The sequence below is a fragment of the Kribbella polygonati genome (assembly GCF_050320105.1).
In the GTDB taxonomy this organism is placed as follows: Bacteria; Actinomycetota; Actinomycetes; order Propionibacteriales; family Kribbellaceae; genus Kribbella.
Window position 1 is genome coordinate 4,531,766 of record NZ_CP190129.1, and the last position, 15,680, is coordinate 4,547,445.

Annotated in this window: 12 protein-coding genes; 8 read left to right on the forward strand and 4 right to left on the reverse strand. The window is 70.1% G+C overall.

All coding sequences use genetic code 11. The features are described from left to right. The first annotated feature begins 135 nt into the window (after positions 1 to 135). The 3 genes from ACQHIV_RS21480 (at position 136) to ACQHIV_RS21490 (ending at position 2,569) form a co-directional block, all read left to right on the forward strand. A complete protein-coding gene (locus ACQHIV_RS21480) occupies positions 136 to 705 on the forward strand; it encodes a helix-turn-helix domain-containing protein (RefSeq protein WP_427884763.1) in 570 nt (189 codons plus the stop codon). Then, complete coding sequence (locus ACQHIV_RS21485) at positions 702 to 1,313, forward strand: SRPBCC family protein (protein WP_427884764.1); 612 nt, start codon at positions 702 to 704, stop codon at positions 1,311 to 1,313. Before ACQHIV_RS21480 ends, ACQHIV_RS21485 begins: the two co-directional genes overlap by 4 nt. 77 nt (positions 1,314 to 1,390) lie before the next feature. Continuing rightward, positions 1,391 to 2,569 (forward strand): hypothetical protein, encoded by a 1,179-nt coding sequence (locus ACQHIV_RS21490; RefSeq protein WP_427884765.1) that lies wholly within the window; start codon positions 1,391 to 1,393, stop codon positions 2,567 to 2,569. 60 nt (positions 2,570 to 2,629) lie between these two features. On the opposite strand, the gene ACQHIV_RS21495 is transcribed toward ACQHIV_RS21490, so the two are convergent. Then, positions 2,630 to 4,930: a M4 family metallopeptidase gene (locus ACQHIV_RS21495; RefSeq protein WP_427884766.1), complete on the reverse strand. Its 2,301-nt coding sequence runs from the start codon at positions 4,928 to 4,930 to the stop codon at positions 2,630 to 2,632. A 448-nt stretch (positions 4,931 to 5,378) separates the two neighbouring features. On the opposite strand from ACQHIV_RS21495, the gene ACQHIV_RS21500 reads away from it, so the two are divergent. The 3 genes from ACQHIV_RS21500 to ACQHIV_RS21510 are packed head-to-tail and all read left to right on the forward strand — an operon-like array spanning position 5,379 to position 9,351. Then, on the forward strand, positions 5,379 to 7,703 hold the full coding sequence (locus ACQHIV_RS21500) for an FHA domain-containing protein (protein WP_427884767.1): 2,325 nt from the start codon (positions 5,379 to 5,381) through the stop codon (positions 7,701 to 7,703). 29 nt (positions 7,704 to 7,732) lie between these two features. Continuing rightward, positions 7,733 to 8,164: a MarR family winged helix-turn-helix transcriptional regulator gene (locus ACQHIV_RS21505; protein ID WP_427884768.1), complete on the forward strand. Its 432-nt coding sequence runs from the start codon at positions 7,733 to 7,735 to the stop codon at positions 8,162 to 8,164. Further along, positions 8,161 to 9,351, forward strand: coding sequence for an epoxide hydrolase family protein (locus ACQHIV_RS21510; protein WP_427884769.1), 1,191 nt, complete (start codon positions 8,161 to 8,163; stop codon positions 9,349 to 9,351). The genes ACQHIV_RS21505 and ACQHIV_RS21510 overlap by 4 nt, the downstream gene beginning before the upstream one ends. On the opposite strand, the gene ACQHIV_RS21515 is transcribed toward ACQHIV_RS21510, so the two are convergent. From ACQHIV_RS21515 to ACQHIV_RS21525, 3 genes are read right to left on the reverse strand one after another with little or no spacing between them, the layout of a single operon-like run. Next, positions 9,322 to 10,101 (reverse strand): helix-turn-helix domain-containing protein, encoded by a 780-nt coding sequence (locus ACQHIV_RS21515; protein WP_427884770.1) that lies wholly within the window; start codon positions 10,099 to 10,101, stop codon positions 9,322 to 9,324. The genes ACQHIV_RS21510 and ACQHIV_RS21515 overlap by 30 nt on opposite strands. 9 nt (positions 10,102 to 10,110) lie before the next feature. Then, positions 10,111 to 10,905, reverse strand: coding sequence for an alpha/beta fold hydrolase (locus ACQHIV_RS21520; RefSeq protein WP_427884771.1), 795 nt, complete (start codon positions 10,903 to 10,905; stop codon positions 10,111 to 10,113). A 54-nt stretch (positions 10,906 to 10,959) separates the two neighbouring features. Beyond that, complete coding sequence (locus tag ACQHIV_RS21525) at positions 10,960 to 13,710, reverse strand: AAA domain-containing protein (RefSeq protein ID WP_427884772.1); 2,751 nt, start codon at positions 13,708 to 13,710, stop codon at positions 10,960 to 10,962. A 187-nt stretch (positions 13,711 to 13,897) separates the two neighbouring features. Between ACQHIV_RS21525 and ACQHIV_RS21530 the strand changes: the two genes are divergently transcribed. Together ACQHIV_RS21530 and ACQHIV_RS21535 are read left to right on the forward strand one after the other, a co-directional pair. Then, complete coding sequence (locus ACQHIV_RS21530) at positions 13,898 to 14,563, forward strand: response regulator transcription factor (protein WP_427884773.1); 666 nt, start codon at positions 13,898 to 13,900, stop codon at positions 14,561 to 14,563. Beyond that, positions 14,556 to 15,584 carry a sensor histidine kinase gene (locus ACQHIV_RS21535; protein WP_427884774.1) on the forward strand — a complete coding sequence of 343 codons (1,029 nt, stop codon included), beginning with the start codon at positions 14,556 to 14,558 and terminating at the stop codon, positions 15,582 to 15,584. Before ACQHIV_RS21530 ends, ACQHIV_RS21535 begins: the two co-directional genes overlap by 8 nt. Positions 15,585 to 15,680 lie beyond the last annotated feature (96 nt).

Sequence of the window (15,680 nt, forward strand, 5' to 3'; positions counted from 1 at the left end):
ACTCAGTAAGCGACCCGCTCCACCCCCGCGGCCGTCCCGACGAGCGCGCCCAGGCGGCCACAGCCTCGCTTGATGAGTGTCTGGCGTCCGCCCGATGCTATTGACAAATTTTCCTGTCAATTGGACGCTGATCCCATGCTGAGGTACGTCGAGGAGCCGGAGAAGGTGCGGTTGGCGTTGTCGCCGATCCGGCGGCGGCTGCTCGAGCTGCTCCGGGAGCCGGCGTCGGCGACCGGGCTCGCGGCCGCGCTGGACCTGCCGCGGCAGCGGGTGAACTACCACCTCCGCGAACTGGAGAAGGCCGGCCTGGTCGAGCTCGTCGAGGAGCGGCAGCGGCGCGGGTTCACCGAGCGGATCCTGCGCGCGTCCGGGGGCCTGGTGGTCGACCCGGCCGTGATGGGACCCGCATTCACGCAGCTCCAGGACCAGTACGCCGCGGAGCACCTGGTCGAGGTCGCCGCCGGGACCGTCCGAGACGTGGCGCGGATGCAGAGCGCCGCCGACGCGGACGGGACGCGGCTGCTGACGTTCACGGTGGAGGCCGAGGTGCGGTTCGCGGAGCCGGGTGACGTACACCGGTTCACGGACGCGCTGACCGCGGCGATGCAGCGGGTGATCGAGGAGTTCGACAGCGCCGGCGGACGGCCGTACCGCGTGGTCGCGGGCGGCCACCCGGCGCCCCGACGTACCGAAGGAGACTCATGAAGATCGAGGTGACCGTCGCCGCCCCGGTGGAGACGGTGTGGAGCGCGCTGCGGGACCGGGACACGATCCGGCACTGGCACGGCTGGGAGTACGAGGGCGGCCTGGACGAGGAGATCGAGCAGATCTACTTCACCCGCGCCGTCGAGGACGGTACGACGCTGCGCCTCGGCAACGGTGACGTGTTCGCGGTCGAGCCGGCCGCGGGCGGCTCCCGGGTCACGCTGACCCGCGCGCCGCTCGGCGCGGACCCCGACTGGGACGCGTATTACGACGACGTCACCGAGGGCTGGATCACCTTCCTCCACCAGCTCCGCTTCGCCGTCGAACGGCACCCCGGCGAGCCCCGCCACACACTGTTCTACACGGGCACCGGCGGCCGCTCCCCCATCGACGAGCTCGACGGCCTGGTCCCCGCCGACAGTGAGGTCTGGTACCGCTCGGACCACCAGCTCGGCCTGGTGGTCGATGCCTGGGGCAACGGCCTGCTGGTCCTCAGCCACCGGCCGAACGGCGCGTCGACGGCGATCCTGTCGGCGTACGGCGACACCGACCGCGACCAGCTCGACGCCGAGTCGTCGAAGTGGTGGGCCAACCTCGCGGAGCGATGACAGAGAGCGTACGCACCAGTACGCTCGGTCTATCGAACTCCCGGCGTGAGAGGCCTTCCATGAGAAGTCGTCGACGAGTGTCCGCAGCAGTCCTCCTACTGTCCCTGACCGGCTTCGGCCTGGTCGCTCCCCCGGCACACGCCGACGGCCCCGGATCCGGGACGCCGTACGTCGTGACCGTCGGGGACTCCTACATCTCGGGCGAGGCCGGCCGCTGGGCCGGCAGCTCGAACGACTCCGAGACACCGGCCGACGCGCTCGGTGGCACCGCGTACTACGACAACGCCGGCCACACCGCCGAGGTGATCCCGCGCTGTCATCGCAGCCAGTCCGACGAGGCGTACATCGGCGGCGGTGTCGGCGGGCTGAACCTGGCCTGTTCCGGAGCCCGCACCACGACCGGAACCGGCGAGTACTTCAAGCCGGGCCTGGACTTCTACGACGACGGCGCCGGGCATCTCGGGCAGGCGAAGATGCTGCAGCAGTTCGCGGCCGGCCACAACGTCAAGCAGGTCGTCGTCTCGATCGGCGGCAACGACTTCAACTTCGCGTCGATCGTGTCCCAGTGCGTGCAGGACTTCCTGCTGTCGCCGTCGTGGAACCCGGACTACTGCAAGGACGACTCGTCGGTCGTCACGAACTTCACGTCGACGAACATCGCCGCGGTCCGGGCGAAGATCGTCACCGGGTTCCAGAACCTGCGCACCGCGATGCGGAACGCCGGGTACGGCGACACCTCGTGGAACCTCGTCGTACAGACGTATCCGTCGCCGATCCCGGCCGCCACCGGGTTCCGGTACAGCCAGAGCGGCTACACCCGGCAGAGCACCGGCGGCTGCGGGTTCTGGAACGCTGACGCCGACTGGGCGAACAGCACCGCGCTGGTCACGATCAACAACACCGTCCGGGACGCGATCGGCCAGTCCGGGCTGAGCAACACCAGGCTGCTCGAACTGCAGTCCGCGTTCAACGGCCGCCGGCTGTGCGAGAAGGGCGTCGGCCTGTACGAGGAGGTCGGCCTCAGCTCCTGGAAGCAGCCGACCGCCGTCGACAAGACCGAGTGGATCAACCAGATCCGCACCGTCACGACCGTCGGCTCGGACTACTACATCCAGGAGTCCCTGCACCCGAACTACTGGGCCCAGCTGGCGCTCCGCAACTGCGTCCGCCAGACCTACACCCAGAACCGCGGCGGCACCTGCACGATCGCCGGCACCGGCCTCGTCAACGGTGAGCCCCGGATGACGCTCGGCTGAGCAACGAGTCGGCCGCCGTACCCCGATCGCAGGGGTACGGCGGCCGATTCATGGATTACGTCAGCTCAGGTTGAGGCCCGTGTCGTCGACCACGAACGAGGTCTGCAGCGAGCTGTCCTCGGTGCCACTGAAGCTGATGGTCACCGTCTGACCGGCCAGCGACGAGACGTTGAACGACTTGAGCGAGTAGCCGCTCGCGGCGTTCAGGTTCGAGTACGTCGCCAGCGTCGTCGAGCCCGCCTTCACCGTCAGCTTGTCGTACGCGGTCGAAGTGGTGGTCTCCGCCGTGTCGACGTGCAGGTAGAAGGAGAACGTCGCCGAGCACCCGGCCGGGATCGTCACCGACTGGCTGAGCGTGTCGGTGTGGGTCGATCCGTAGCCGTCCATCCACGCCTTCCAGGTGCCGCTGTGCGCGGGCTGGGAGGTGCTGTTGTCGACCACGCCGGACGACGCCGTCCACGGGGCCGCCGTACCGGTCTCGAAGCCCGGGTTGCCGAGCTTCTGGCCGGAGCAGCTGCCGGTGCCGCCGCCCACGGTGATCGTGAACTGCGCCGAACCCGAACCGCCCGCGCTCGCGGTCGCCGTCGCGGTGACGTTGAACGTGCCGCTCGCGGTCGGCGTACCGGACACGGTGCCGGTCGACGAGCCGATCGTGACACCGGCCGGCAGGCCGGTCGCGGACCAGGTGTACGGCGAGGTGCCACCGGACGCGGTCAGCGTGAACGGCGTCAGCGCCACGTTGACCGTACCGGTCTGGTTGCCCGGGTTGCTGACCGTGACGCCACCGGAAGCGGAGCACGTCGGGTCACCGGACTGCGCCGGTACGCTCACCGCGTCCCACGCCGCCTTGACCGAGTTGAACTCGGCGCAGCTGCCCGGGTACAGGTTCTTCGCGGCGGTCAGCGTCCAGGTGCGGTACTTCAGGTACGAGGCGCTGCTGGTCTTCATCAGCATCGCGTTGTACATGATCTTGATGGCCTTCTGGATGCCCAGACCGGTCACCGTCGAGCTGTTGCAGGTCGGTACGTTCGGGTTGCCGCCGCTGCCCTGCGAGAGCAGCACGAACCAGTGGTTGCCCGGACCGGCGGCAGCATGCACCTCGGTGGTCGGGATCGAGCTCGAGTAGCAGTTCGGGTCGCCGAGCGCCGACGGGTCGTACATGTTGCGGATCGGGCCGCTGCCGACCAGGTTGATCTGCTCGCCGACCAGGAAGTCCGGCGTGTCGTACGGCGAGGGCTCGTTGGCGTACCACTCGGTGGCCGCGCCGAACGTGTCCGCGACGAACTCCTGGGTGCCGTTGCCGGAGATGCCGCCCGGCGTGTGGTCGTCGATGCCGTGACCCATCTCGTGCGCCACGACGTCGATCGAGCCGATCCACTGGTTCTGCGAGTTGTGGCCGATCTGGACCTGCGAGCCGTCGTAGTACGCGTTCTCGTCGGCCAGGCCGACGCGGATCGGCCAGGCGCCGCCGTTGCCGTCCATGCCGTTGCGGCCGAGCCAGCTGCTCAGCATCTTCTTCTCGGTCTGCGCGGCGAACAGCGCGTCGACGCAGCCCGTCTCCTTGACCGTGGCGGTGCCGTTGCCCCAGTTGTCGTCCGGACCGGTGAACGTCGTGTTGTTCGCCGCGTCCTGGCAGGACAGGTTGGTGATGCTCGGGTCCGTCATCGAGTACGTGCTGCCGGAGAGCGTGGTGTCCAGGTGCACCGGGTTCGGCCCGTTCCAGGCCGACGTACCGTTGCCGAACATCACGTGCTCCTTGGTACCGAGCACCTTGCCGCTCTGCGCGTCGACGTACACCGACAGGCTCGACGGCTCCTTGCCGTTGCTGCCGCTCACCCGCGACTGCCAGGCGAGCTTCGGGGTGCCGTTCAGCGCGTAGACCGCGAGCGTCGGCGTGGTCGAGGACTTGACCACCTTCAGCTGCTTGTTCGCGGCCTTCTGCGCGGCCGCGGCGGTCACCTTCGCCGCCGTCGACAGGTCCGGTACGGCGGTGGTCTGCGCGACCGAGGTGGACTTCACGGCTCCCCTGCTGTCGGTCACGACGACGAAGTCGCCGCCGACCACGGGAAGACCCTTGTACGAGCGCTCGTATGGGACGTACTGCAGACCGGACTGGTCCGAGATCACCGGCTTCGCGGTGAACTCGTCGTCCTTCGAGGCGTGCAGGGCGCTCGGCCGGCCGGCCACCAGCGAGGACGCGGAGCCGGCGGCGAACGCCTTCGACTGCGCAGCTGACGGACGGGGCGGCGGGGCCGCACTCGGGGCGGCGCCTGCGGCCGACGTACCGAGTCCGGCGAGTGCTGCCGCGGCGAGGCTGGTGACCCCGAGCACGACGGCAGGCTTGCGGGAACGCTGGAACATGGTGGTCCCTTCGCGAAAGGTGCTGGGCGGGTTGCGCATTGAGCCGGTCTGCAGGCGGTGCACCACGCCGCCTGGAACCTCCGGCCGCTTCAGTTCGGGACGCTGCCTCGGAAAGCCCCTTTCCATTCCATCCCGATGAATCGCGCGGCGTGACACTATGTCCGGCGCCCGGGGTGGGCAAGGCGCTTTCGTGCCGTTGGCACGCCGATGACAACTGACCGCGTTGTCAGCGCTACTTAGCGCTGACATGAGGTCGGGGAAGCTGAGAATCATCACGGCGCGCGGGGGTGCCGACGCGGACAGTCGTCAACTTGCGCGGTCAGCGAACTGCTGGTGGTCTGGGGCAGGTGTGAATGGCAGAATCGCGCAGACGGGTCGGCTGCCGCGGGGTGCGACGCCTCGCGCGGCGCGACGGATCGCGATCAGGACGACGCCGGCTGGGGTGTGAGTGGAAACCGAATTCGTGCTGTCGCTGGACGACCAGCGCTGGCCGCTACCCTCCGGCGCCACCACGATCACCATCGGGCGTGCCTCGAACGCCGACATCCGGCTCCAGGCCGACGACCAGATCTCCCGCATCCACGCCCGCCTGACCCGCGACGCCACCACCTGGACCGTCCACGACGAGTCCCGCAACGGCACCGGCCTCAACGGCCACCGCCTCACCACCCCCACCCCCCTCACCAACGGCGACCGCATCCACATCGGCCGCTCCATCCTCACCTTCCACGCCGACACCCCCGAACACCCCCACCCGGCGGCCACCCCCACCCACCCACCCGCAACACCCGCCACCCCTCCAGCAGCAGGTCCACACCCCGACCCCACGTACCCCAACCCCCCAGCCGCGGCGCCATACCCCGAACCCGTCGACGCCGCCTCGCACGCCAACCCCGCCGACGCACCGCCATACCCCGCACCCGCGGACCCCGCGTACGCCGACCCTCCAGCCGCGGCGTACGCCGAACCCGCCGGCGCGCCCTCGCACCCCGAACCCGCCGACGCACCGCCATACCCCGCACCCACGGACCCCGCGTACACCGACCCGCCAGCCGCGGCGTACGCCGAACCCGCCGGCGCACCCTCGCACCCCGAACCCGCCGACGCACCGCCATACCCCGCACCCACGGACCCCGCGTACGCCGACCCTCCAGCGGCCGCATACGCCGAACCCGCCGGCGCACCCTCGCACGCCGAGCCCGCCGACGCACCGCCATATCCCGAACCTGCGAACCCGGCGTACCCGGACCCCCGAGCCGCGGCGGCATACGCCGAGCCCGCCGCCGACCCCTCGCACCCGGACCCCGCGGACGCACCGCCATACCCCGCACCCGTGGACCCTGCCTACACCGACCCTCCAGCCGACCCGGCGTACGCCGACCCGCCAGGCGCGGGATACGCCGACCCCGCCAGCGCACCCTCACACCCCGACCCCGCCGACGCACCGCCATACCCCCAGCCCGCCGACCCGGCGTACCCCGACCCTGCAGCCGCGGCATACGCCGAACCCGGCGACGCGCGGGGTTCGGTGGGTGGGTTCGGTGAGGACGGGTATGCCGTGCCTGGGATCCACCCGTCCGCGGACGCCGCACCGGCGGGTGATCGGGAGCGGGAGGCGGGGCCTGTTGGGTTGGTGCCTGGGTTCGACGGGCGGGACGGGGGGATGTGGGCGGCCTATCCGTCGGCGGACAACCCGGAGCCGGTGCGGTCGCCGTGGGAGGTTTCCGGGCAGATCGACCAGTCCCAGCCGAACTGGAACGAGTCCGACAGTTGGCCCGCCCCCACGGACCGCCGCGCCGACGGCCGACCGGACCAGCAACCCGGAGCCGCCCGGCCCACCGACCGCCGATCCGCTCAGCACCCGGGCGACACCCGAGGCGGCGACCAGCCCGGCGACGCGCGCCCCGGACAACAGCCGGGCGACGGACACCCCGGACAGGCGGGCGACGGACACCCCGGACAGCAGGCGGGTGAAGGGCAGCAGCCCGGTCGGCTTCCTGGGCGACAGGCGGGCGATCGATCCGGGCGACAGGCGGGCGATCGATCTGGGCGACAGACAGGCGATCGTTCAGCTGAGTACGGCGACCCCCAGGCGGTCGGCACCGTGCGCCTTCCGCGGGTGCTGATCGTTTCCGGCGGTACCGTCGTACTCGGGCTGCTCGTGAACCTGATCGCCAGCTTCTTCAGCACCGGCCCGGGCGGCATGCTCCGCTGGCTGATCGCGCCGAGCATCGCGCTCGTCGCCGGCATGGTCCTCGCCCTGATCGATGCGGCCGCCCCCAAGCCGCACCGCCCGGGCAGGTTCGACGTCTCGGTCCTGATCGCGATCGCGATCGTCCTCGTCGGCATCGGCGTCGGCGGGTTCGCCCTGACCGCCGGCACGGAGTACGTCGCCGGCTACCTGACCGGCAACGAATCCGGCGCCGACCGCCTGGTGAAACCGGTCGCGAAGGCCGGCTCCGGCATCACCGTCACGGTCGAGAACGTCACGTACACGAGCCACTTCACCCGCATCGAGGTCCAGGTCGCGAACAGCGGCAAGCAGGCGTTCACGATCCCGATCGACGGTACGACGTTCACGGCCGCCGACGGCACCGCGCTGCACGCGGACCCGGGCAAGAGCTCCTGGCCGAGCCGGATCGACGCGGGTGCCGCCGAGCACGGGACGATCACGTTCAACGGCCACCTGCCGGACAGCGCGACCCAAGCGGTGCTCGCGTTCAAGTCGGGCAGCACCACGTTCACGGTCCCGAAGGTGATCCTCAGCAAGTAAACATCGAAAATCGATGTATAGTCGCGTCCGTGAGCGCTCTGGACGTCGACCGGCTGACCACGGTCATCGAGGACTTCAACACGATCTTCATCCGGCTGCCGTCCGTCCGCCGGCTGAACTTCTCGGCGCTGTCCGTCCTGCACACCCTGGACCGCAACGGCCCGCTGCGACTCACCGCCCTGCTGGCGACCGAGCAGCTCAAGCAACCCGCACTCACCAGCCTCGTCGCGAAGCTCGAGCAGGACGGCCTGCTGCAACGCGACCCGGACCCGACCGACGGCCGCGCCAGCCTGCTCTCGCTGACCGCCGACGGCCGGCAACTCGTGCACTCCCGGCACGCGAACCGCGTCGCCGAACTGACCGCGCTGGTGGACCGCCTGACGCCGGCCGAACGCGCCGTACTCGCCGGCTCGATCGACGTGCTCCACCGCCTGACCGAACTCGCGGAGGACCCCCGATGATCCCGACCCCGATCGCTGTGCCGGACGACGTCCTGGACGACCTCCGCCGCCGGCTGCGCGCGACCAAGTGGCCGCGCGACGCGGGCAACGACGACGGCTTCTACGGTGTACGCCGTACCCGCCTGCAGCCGCTCGTCGAGTACTGGGCCGACGGCTACGACTGGCGTGCGGCCGAGAAGGCGATCAACCGGTACGACCACTTCCGCGTCGAGGTGGGCGACGTACCCGTGCACTTCCTCCGCCGGCCGGGCGTCGGCCCGGACCCGGTGCCGCTGATCCTCAGTCACGGCTGGCCGTGGACGTTCTGGCACTGGTCGAAGGTGATCGACCGGCTCGCGGACCCGGCGGCGTACGGCGGGGACCCGGCCGACGCGTTCGAGGTGATCGTGCCGTCACTGCCGGGGTTCGGGTACTCGACGCCGACGCCACCGGACATGAACTACTGGAAGATCGCCGACGTCTGGCACGAGCTGATGACCGGGGTCCTCGGGTTCCCGAAGTACGCCGCCGCCGGCTGCGACGTCGGCGCGCTGATCAGCGGGCAGCTCGGGCACAAGTACGCCGGCGAGCTGTACGGGATCCACATCGGGTCGGCGCTCAAGCTGACGCTGTTCAACGGCGACCGCGGCTGGGACCTGAGCGGCGGCAACCCGATCCCGGCGGGCCTGCCTCCGGAGATCCACCAGCGGATCGTGGACCTCGAGCGCCGGTTCGCGGCCCATCTCGCGGCGCACGTGCTGCATCCGAGCAGCCTCGGCTTCGGGCTCGCGGACTCGCCCGCCGGGATGCTCGCGTGGATCATGGAGCGCTGGCTGAGCTGGGCGGCGAGCGAGGACGCGTTCACCGACGACGAGTTGCTCACGCACGCGACGATCTTCTGGACCGGGAACGCCATCGACACCTCGATCCGGACGTACGCGAACAACAACCGGTACCCGTGGACGCCGTCGCACGACCGCACGCCGGTCGTCGAGGCGCCGACCGGGATCACGTTCGTCGGCCACGAGGACCCGCCCGGCGTACACACGCCCGAGGAGCGCGTCCAGCACTTCCTCGCCAGTGATCGCGCGGCCTGGTACAACCACACCGACATCACCGCGCATCCGTCCGGCGGGCACTTCATTCCGTGGGAGCTGCCAACGGAATGGACCGACGACCTACGACGCACGTTCCGCCCACTGCGTTAGGTACGCCGCCGTGACCGCGTCCGCCGGGAGGTAGGTCTCGACCGCGATCTCCTCGAGCGTGATGTCGAACGCCGTACCGAACGTGGTGACCGCGGTCAGGAAGGTCAGCTCGACGCCGCGGTGCCGGAGATGGATCGGGAGCGCGATCTCGGCCGGGTCCGGCAGCGCGGGTACGACGGGGCCGTGGGCAACGAGTTCGTCGTACAGCTGGTGCAGCACGGGATCGCCGGTGGCCGCGGCCTGGCGGGCGAGGCGGGGCAGGAGGTACCCGCGGACCTGTTCGAGGTTGGCGATCCGCGGCGCCAGTCCGTCCGGGTGCAGGCCGAGCCGCATCAGGTTGACCGGTGCCTCGAGCAACTTTTTGTCGACGGTGGCGAGGAACGCGTTGAACGAGTCGTTGGCCAGCAGCAGGTTCCACCGTCGGTCGACGGCCACGGCCGGGTACGGCGCGTGCGCCTGGAGGAACGGCTCGAGCGCCGCGCGGACCCGGGTCAGGTCTGGGTCGTCGAGCGCCGTCTGCCGGTACACCGGCGCATGCCCGGCCGCGACGAGTAGCCGATTACGCTCCCGCAGCGGCACGCCGAGCTGCTCGGCGAGACGCACCACCATCGCACTGCTCGGGACCGTCCGCCCGGTCTCCACGAAGCTCACGTGCCGCGCCGACACGTCCGCCTGGTTCGCCAGCTCCAGCTGGCTCAGCTTGCGCCGCCGACGCCATTCCCGCAACAACTCCCCAACCGGCCTGTCCACCTGCCGAGGCTAGCGGCTCTGGCGGACCAGGTACTGGCGGAGTTGGCGGGCGACCTCGTCCGGGGCGGTTTCGTCGGGGGCGTTGTGGTCGAGCCCGGGGAGGATCGAGTATTCGGCGTTCGGGAGGATCTTCGCGAGCTGCGGGAGTACGCCGGTCAGGTACGCCGGGGTCTTCGTACCACCGAGCAGCAGTGTCGGGGCGGCGATCCGGGCGTACCGGCTGCCGTCGGAGTCGAGCCGCGCGATCTCGCCGAGCTCGGCCGGCGTCAGCGGCATCAGGTCCCGTTCCTCGCGCCCGTACAGCAGCAGCACGGAGATTGCCCACAGCAACGGAGTCGCCCGGAACGGCAACAGCCGCGCGCCTTTCAGGAACGTCGTCATCGCGGACACGAACCGCCCGTCGGCGACCTTCCGGTTGAACGCGTCCATCCAGCTCAGGTCGAACGACCCGTCCAGGCTGACCCCCGGCTCGTACACGACCAACGCGTCCAGCGCCTGCCGCAACCCCACGTGCAACGCGATCAGCCCACCGTAACTGTGCCCGAACACCACCCGCGCCCCGGTCCGCTCCAGCACCCCGAGCACGTCGTCGACCTCAGCCTCGACGCTGTACGACGTACCCCGCGCCGCGCTCTCCCCCCGCCCACGCCGCTCGACCACATGCACCGTGTGCGCCCCAGCCAACTCCCGCGCCAGTGCCGCGTAGTGATGCGCCCGCCGATTGGTCCCCGGCACCACAACCACCCCCGGCCCGGCCCCAAAACTCTCGACCGCGACCCCACCCACCACCTCGATCTCACCCACACCACCAGCATGCCAAACCCCACTGACACAGCACTGACACGCGCCTGGCACGCCTCAGGTCTGCAGCCGGTCCAGCTCCGCCCGGATCCGCGCCGCCTCACCACTCCCCGTGGTCGGCAGCCGCAGCAACGGCATCCCGTACGCCGCGAAGATCGCGTTCTTGTGCCCGTCCCGGACCAGCTGCTCCGGGTTGTTCTCGTGATACTTGAACCCGTCGACCTCGATCCCGAGCTCCGGCCGGTTGCTGATCCGGTTGTAGACGACGAAGTCGACCGAGGACATGTGCTCCAGGAACGACGCCTGTTCCTCGGTGAGCTCGGCATGCCGCGGCATGCCGCTCATCAGGTTGCTCAGCATCAGCTGCGCGACCACGGTCAGATGCCGGTACGGCGGCTCGGCCACGATCTCGTGCAGCAGCGTCCAGATGATGTTCTCGGACTTCCATCGCAGGTCGTCCCGCAGCCGGTCCGCGAAGGGACGCAGGCGCTCGCTGTACTCGCGGTACAGCAGGTCGAACACCGAGACGATCTCGCTGTCGACCACGCCGTCGTCCAGCGCCTGGTAGTCGATGTAGCCGATCAGGTCCCGGATGTTCCGGGTCCTCGGCAACTCGGACTGGTTGGTCACCAGCACGAACTTGCGGACCGCCCGCGACACCGCGACGTTGACCAGGTTCCGGCCGTCGACGAACTTGACGCCGACGTGGCCGTACTTCGTCTCGTCCAGCACCGTACTCATGATCATCGCGTCCCGCTGCCGGCCCTGGTACTTGTGCACGGTGTCGGCGTCGATCGGGTCGCGGAGCTGGGTGGTGAGCTTGTCCACCTGCAGGCGGTACGGCGACGTGATCCCGATCTGCTCCGGCGCCAGCCCGGCGCACTCCCCGGCCTTCACCTGATCGAGAACGACGTCGATCTCGCGCTGGTTGAAGTTGCCCCGGCCGGTGAGCGTTCGCATGTGGTTGCCCGCGGCCGTCCGTACGACGAGCATCGGCCGCTCCCCGTGGCTCCGGGTGAACGGCACGAGTCGGCCGTCGTAGAACGCCTTGTTGCAGAAGCCGATGATCGCCGGATCGCAGCGGTAGTGCTCGCGGAGCAGGGTCCGCGGTACGTCGGCGTACACCTTCCGGATCGAGGCGAGGATGCTCTGCTCGTACGCGTAGTTCGGGTACGGCGCCGCGACTCCGAGCGCGCGCTCGTTGAAGACGGGCTCCAGCTGGTTCAGGTCGCCGACCACGATCAGGTTGCGGCAGGACGCCAGTACGGCACCCGCGGCCAGCAGATCCACCATCGACGCCTCGTCGATGATCAGGTAGTCCAGCAGGTACCCCTCCGGAAGGTTCCGGCGCAGGGAGTGGCAGGTGCTCAGCACCACCGGGTAGTCGGCCGCGAAGTCCTCGAACCCGGTCCGGTACTTGCTCGCCTCGTAGGTCTTCCGCTGCCCGGCGTACCGCTCGCCCAGCGCCGCGTGCAGCGCCTGGACCGACAGTTGCCGGTGCTCCTCCACCAGACCGTCGAAGTTGGCCTTGCTGAGCTCGGCGTCCGCGCGGGCCAGTTGTGCGGCGAGTTCCGCGAGGCGGCGTTCGTAGAAGGTCCGCTGCAGCCGCAGTACGACGTCGGCGTCGTCCGGGTCGAGCCCGCGCAGCGATCCGTACCGCAGGTACTGCCGCACCCGGCCGACGAGGCCGACCCGTCGCCCCTGCTGGACTGTGGACTCGGCCAGGTAGTCGAGGATGCGGTCGGACGAACGGCGCAGCAGCGGAAGCCGGTCGAGCTGCGCGAGGTCGCCGGGTTCGACATGCTTCTCGAAGTGCTGGAGTTCCAGCCGGTACGCATCGATCTCCTGGCGGAGGCGCGCCCGTTCGCGCTCGGCCCGCTGGAGCCGACGCAGGCGGGTGTCGACGTCCTTCAGCCGGTCTTGCGGCGGAGGCTGGGGCACCCGATCCTGGAGGTCGGCGACCCGGGCGTTGCGCTGTTGCTGTTCGGCAAAGAACGTGTCCATCAACTCCTTGCGGCCCAGCCGCGCGACGACGTGCCCGAAGCCGAGCTCGTCGAGCTTCTCGCGGACGTTGTCGACCGCCGAGTTCCCGAACGAGACGACCCCGACGGTGCCCGCACCGGTTGCGACGATGTTCGCGATGATGTTCAGGATCGTCTCGGTCTTGCCCGTCCCCGGCGGGCCTTCGATCACCGAGATCGAGCTGGTCAGCGCGTGCTCGACCGCCTCGCGCTGGCTCAGGTTGCTCCGGAACGGGTAGATCACCGGCACCGGAAGCTCCCGCGTCAGGATCGGTGCAGCGACCAGGTACCGCGTCAGCACGCTCTCGTCATGCACGAAGCTCAACGACTGGTACACCCGGCGGAGCGGATCGTCCTGCGCGAGCCGGCCGACCAGCCCTTGCCAGTACGCGAGAACGCTGCCGACCCGTGGATCGGACGTCGAGCTGCCGATAACGCGGACCTCCTGCACGGGCCGGGTGGTCCAGCGCTCGCCGCCGCTGTGGCGATACAGGATGTGCGCGACGAGGCCTTCCGCGGTGGCGAACGTGCTGGCCTCGAGGCCGTTCGCCCAGACCTCACCGTCGACCTCGAGCAGGTCCCCGACGCTCGGCACGAACCGTTCGGAGGCCGTCAGCAGCCGCACATTGTCCGGCTTGTACGGATACGTCCTCGAACCGCGGTAGGTGACCTCGACCTGCCCGTCCGCCGGCCGCAGCGCGCTGATCTCCAGCGTCTTGTCGACGAACTCGGCGCCCCTCCGCACCAGCACCGCCTCGTTGCGTGGATCGACCACGGCACCCCCCATCGGCGCCAAGCCTAGGGAGGTTGGCTACGGAGCGCGACCGGACGAGTGTCGACCGTCGGTGCCGGTCAGGCGGCCGAGGTAATCGCCAGGGAGTGGGACGAAAGTGTGGTGGGGGCTTCCGTGGGTGGGTGGGAGATTCGAGAATGGCGGCAGCGGTGCGGGTGGTCATCATCCTGAGGGGGGCCGGGTGACCAAGATTCTGGTGATTGACGACGAGCCGGACCTGATCCGGTTCGTGCGGCGGGCGCTCGAGGCGGAGGGGTATCAGGTGCTGGGGGCGACCGACGGGTTGGGGGGTCTGCGGCTGGCGCTGGAGCAGCGGCCGGCGTTGATCGTGCTGGACCTGGTGATGCCGGGGATGCACGGGGAGGCGGTGCTGTCGGCGTTGCTGGCGCAGGATCCGGGGTTCCGGGTGCTGATCCTGTCCGCGACCGCCGACGTCCATCTGCGGATCGGGTGCCTGGAGCAGGGGGCGGTGGACTTCCTGGCGAAGCCGTTCGCGATCCGGGAGCTGATCGCCCGGGTTCGCGGCCGGCTCGGCGAGGACGCGTCGCACCGGCGGAAGAACCAGTTGCGGGTCGGCGACCTGATCCTCGACCTGGAGGCCCGGCAGCTGCTTGTCGACGGGCGGCCGACGGCGCTGCCGAAGCGGGAGTTCCTGCTGCTGCGGTACCTGATGCGCAACCCGGACGTCGTCTGCTCGCGGCAGGAGCTGCTGTCCGAGGTGTGGGGCTACGACTTCGACCCTTCGACGAACGTCGTCGACGTCTGCGTCGGCCGGTTGCGGTCGAAGATCCGGCCGGAGCTGATCGTGACGGTGCGCAATGTCGGTTACCAGCTCCAGAGTGCGTGAGGCGGCGCCGCCGGTCAGCGCGCTGATCGACGTGGCGGTCGCGGCGGTCGTGGTCGGCATGCTCGGGCTGATGATCGCGCTGCCCGGTCACGAGGCCGGGCCGTTCCACCTGATGTTCCTGGCGGTCGCGATCGCGTACGCGTACCGGAGCTGGCCGGTCGTCCCGACTCTCGCGGCGACCGCGGTGATCACGCTGCTGAGCGGCTGGCTGATGGCGTCGCACGCGTCGGAGGGCCGGCTGGCGAGCGCGGAACTCGCCGAGATCCCGCTGATGCCGCTGGTCCTGCTGGTGATGATCTGGCACGTACGCCGACGCGCCGCCGCGGTCGCGGAACTGGCCGGGATGGCGGACCGGCAACTGCGGGCGGTCGAGCGGGAACGCGAGTTCTTCCGGGACGCCTCGCACGCGATCCGTACGCCGGTGACGATCGCCCGCGGGCACCTCGAACTGGCGGCCGCGGCCGACCTGGACGCCGAGGTCCGCTCGGACCTGTCGGTCGCGATGCTGCAGCTCGAACGGATGTCCGCGCTGTCCAACCGCTTGCTCGCGGTCGCCCGCCTGGACGCGGGCGACGGGCTGTCCACCCAGCCGCTCGACCTGTGCCACCTGGTCCGCGAGCTGACGGCCAACTGGTCCGCGAACCAGGACCACGTCTGGCAGGTCGACTGTGCGTTCACCGGCACGATCACCGCCGACCCGGAGTGGATCGAGATGGCCCTCGACGCGGTGGTCGAGAACGCGGTCAACTTCACCCCCGCCGGCGGCCGGATCAGCCTGCGCTGCACCCGCGAAGGCCCGTGGTGCGTCGTGGAGGTCGCCGACTCCGGACCCGGAATCGACCCGCTCGATCTGCCGCACGTGTTCGACCGGTTCTGGCACCGGATCGCACCGAACGGCCGGATGGGCACCGGTCTCGGCCTCGCGATGGCGCGGTCCGCCGCGATCGCCCACGGCGGCACCCTGACCGCGCGCAACGACCCGGCCGGCGGCGCCGTCTTCGCTCTCAGGTTGCCTGCCTAGGTGGTGTCCACTCGATGACGGCCCGGTCATCTTCCTTGCCCCGGGGCGAGGTCCGCCGTCACGCTGTCACCAGGGGAACATGCTGCGTACGTCACC

Coding starts and splice junctions, on each gene's coding strand:
- ACQHIV_RS21495 (WP_427884766.1), bottom strand. CDS start 4,930: ATGTTCCAGCGTTCCCGCAAGCCTGCCGTCGTGCTCGGGGTCACCAGC.
- ACQHIV_RS21525 (WP_427884772.1), bottom strand. CDS start 13,710: ATGGGGGGTGCCGTGGTCGATCCACGCAACGAGGCGGTGCTGGTGCGG.
- ACQHIV_RS21485 (WP_427884764.1), top strand. CDS start 702: ATGAAGATCGAGGTGACCGTCGCCGCCCCGGTGGAGACGGTGTGGAGC.
- ACQHIV_RS21510 (WP_427884769.1), top strand. CDS start 8,161: ATGATCCCGACCCCGATCGCTGTGCCGGACGACGTCCTGGACGACCTC.
- ACQHIV_RS21480 (WP_427884763.1), top strand. CDS start 136: ATGCTGAGGTACGTCGAGGAGCCGGAGAAGGTGCGGTTGGCGTTGTCG.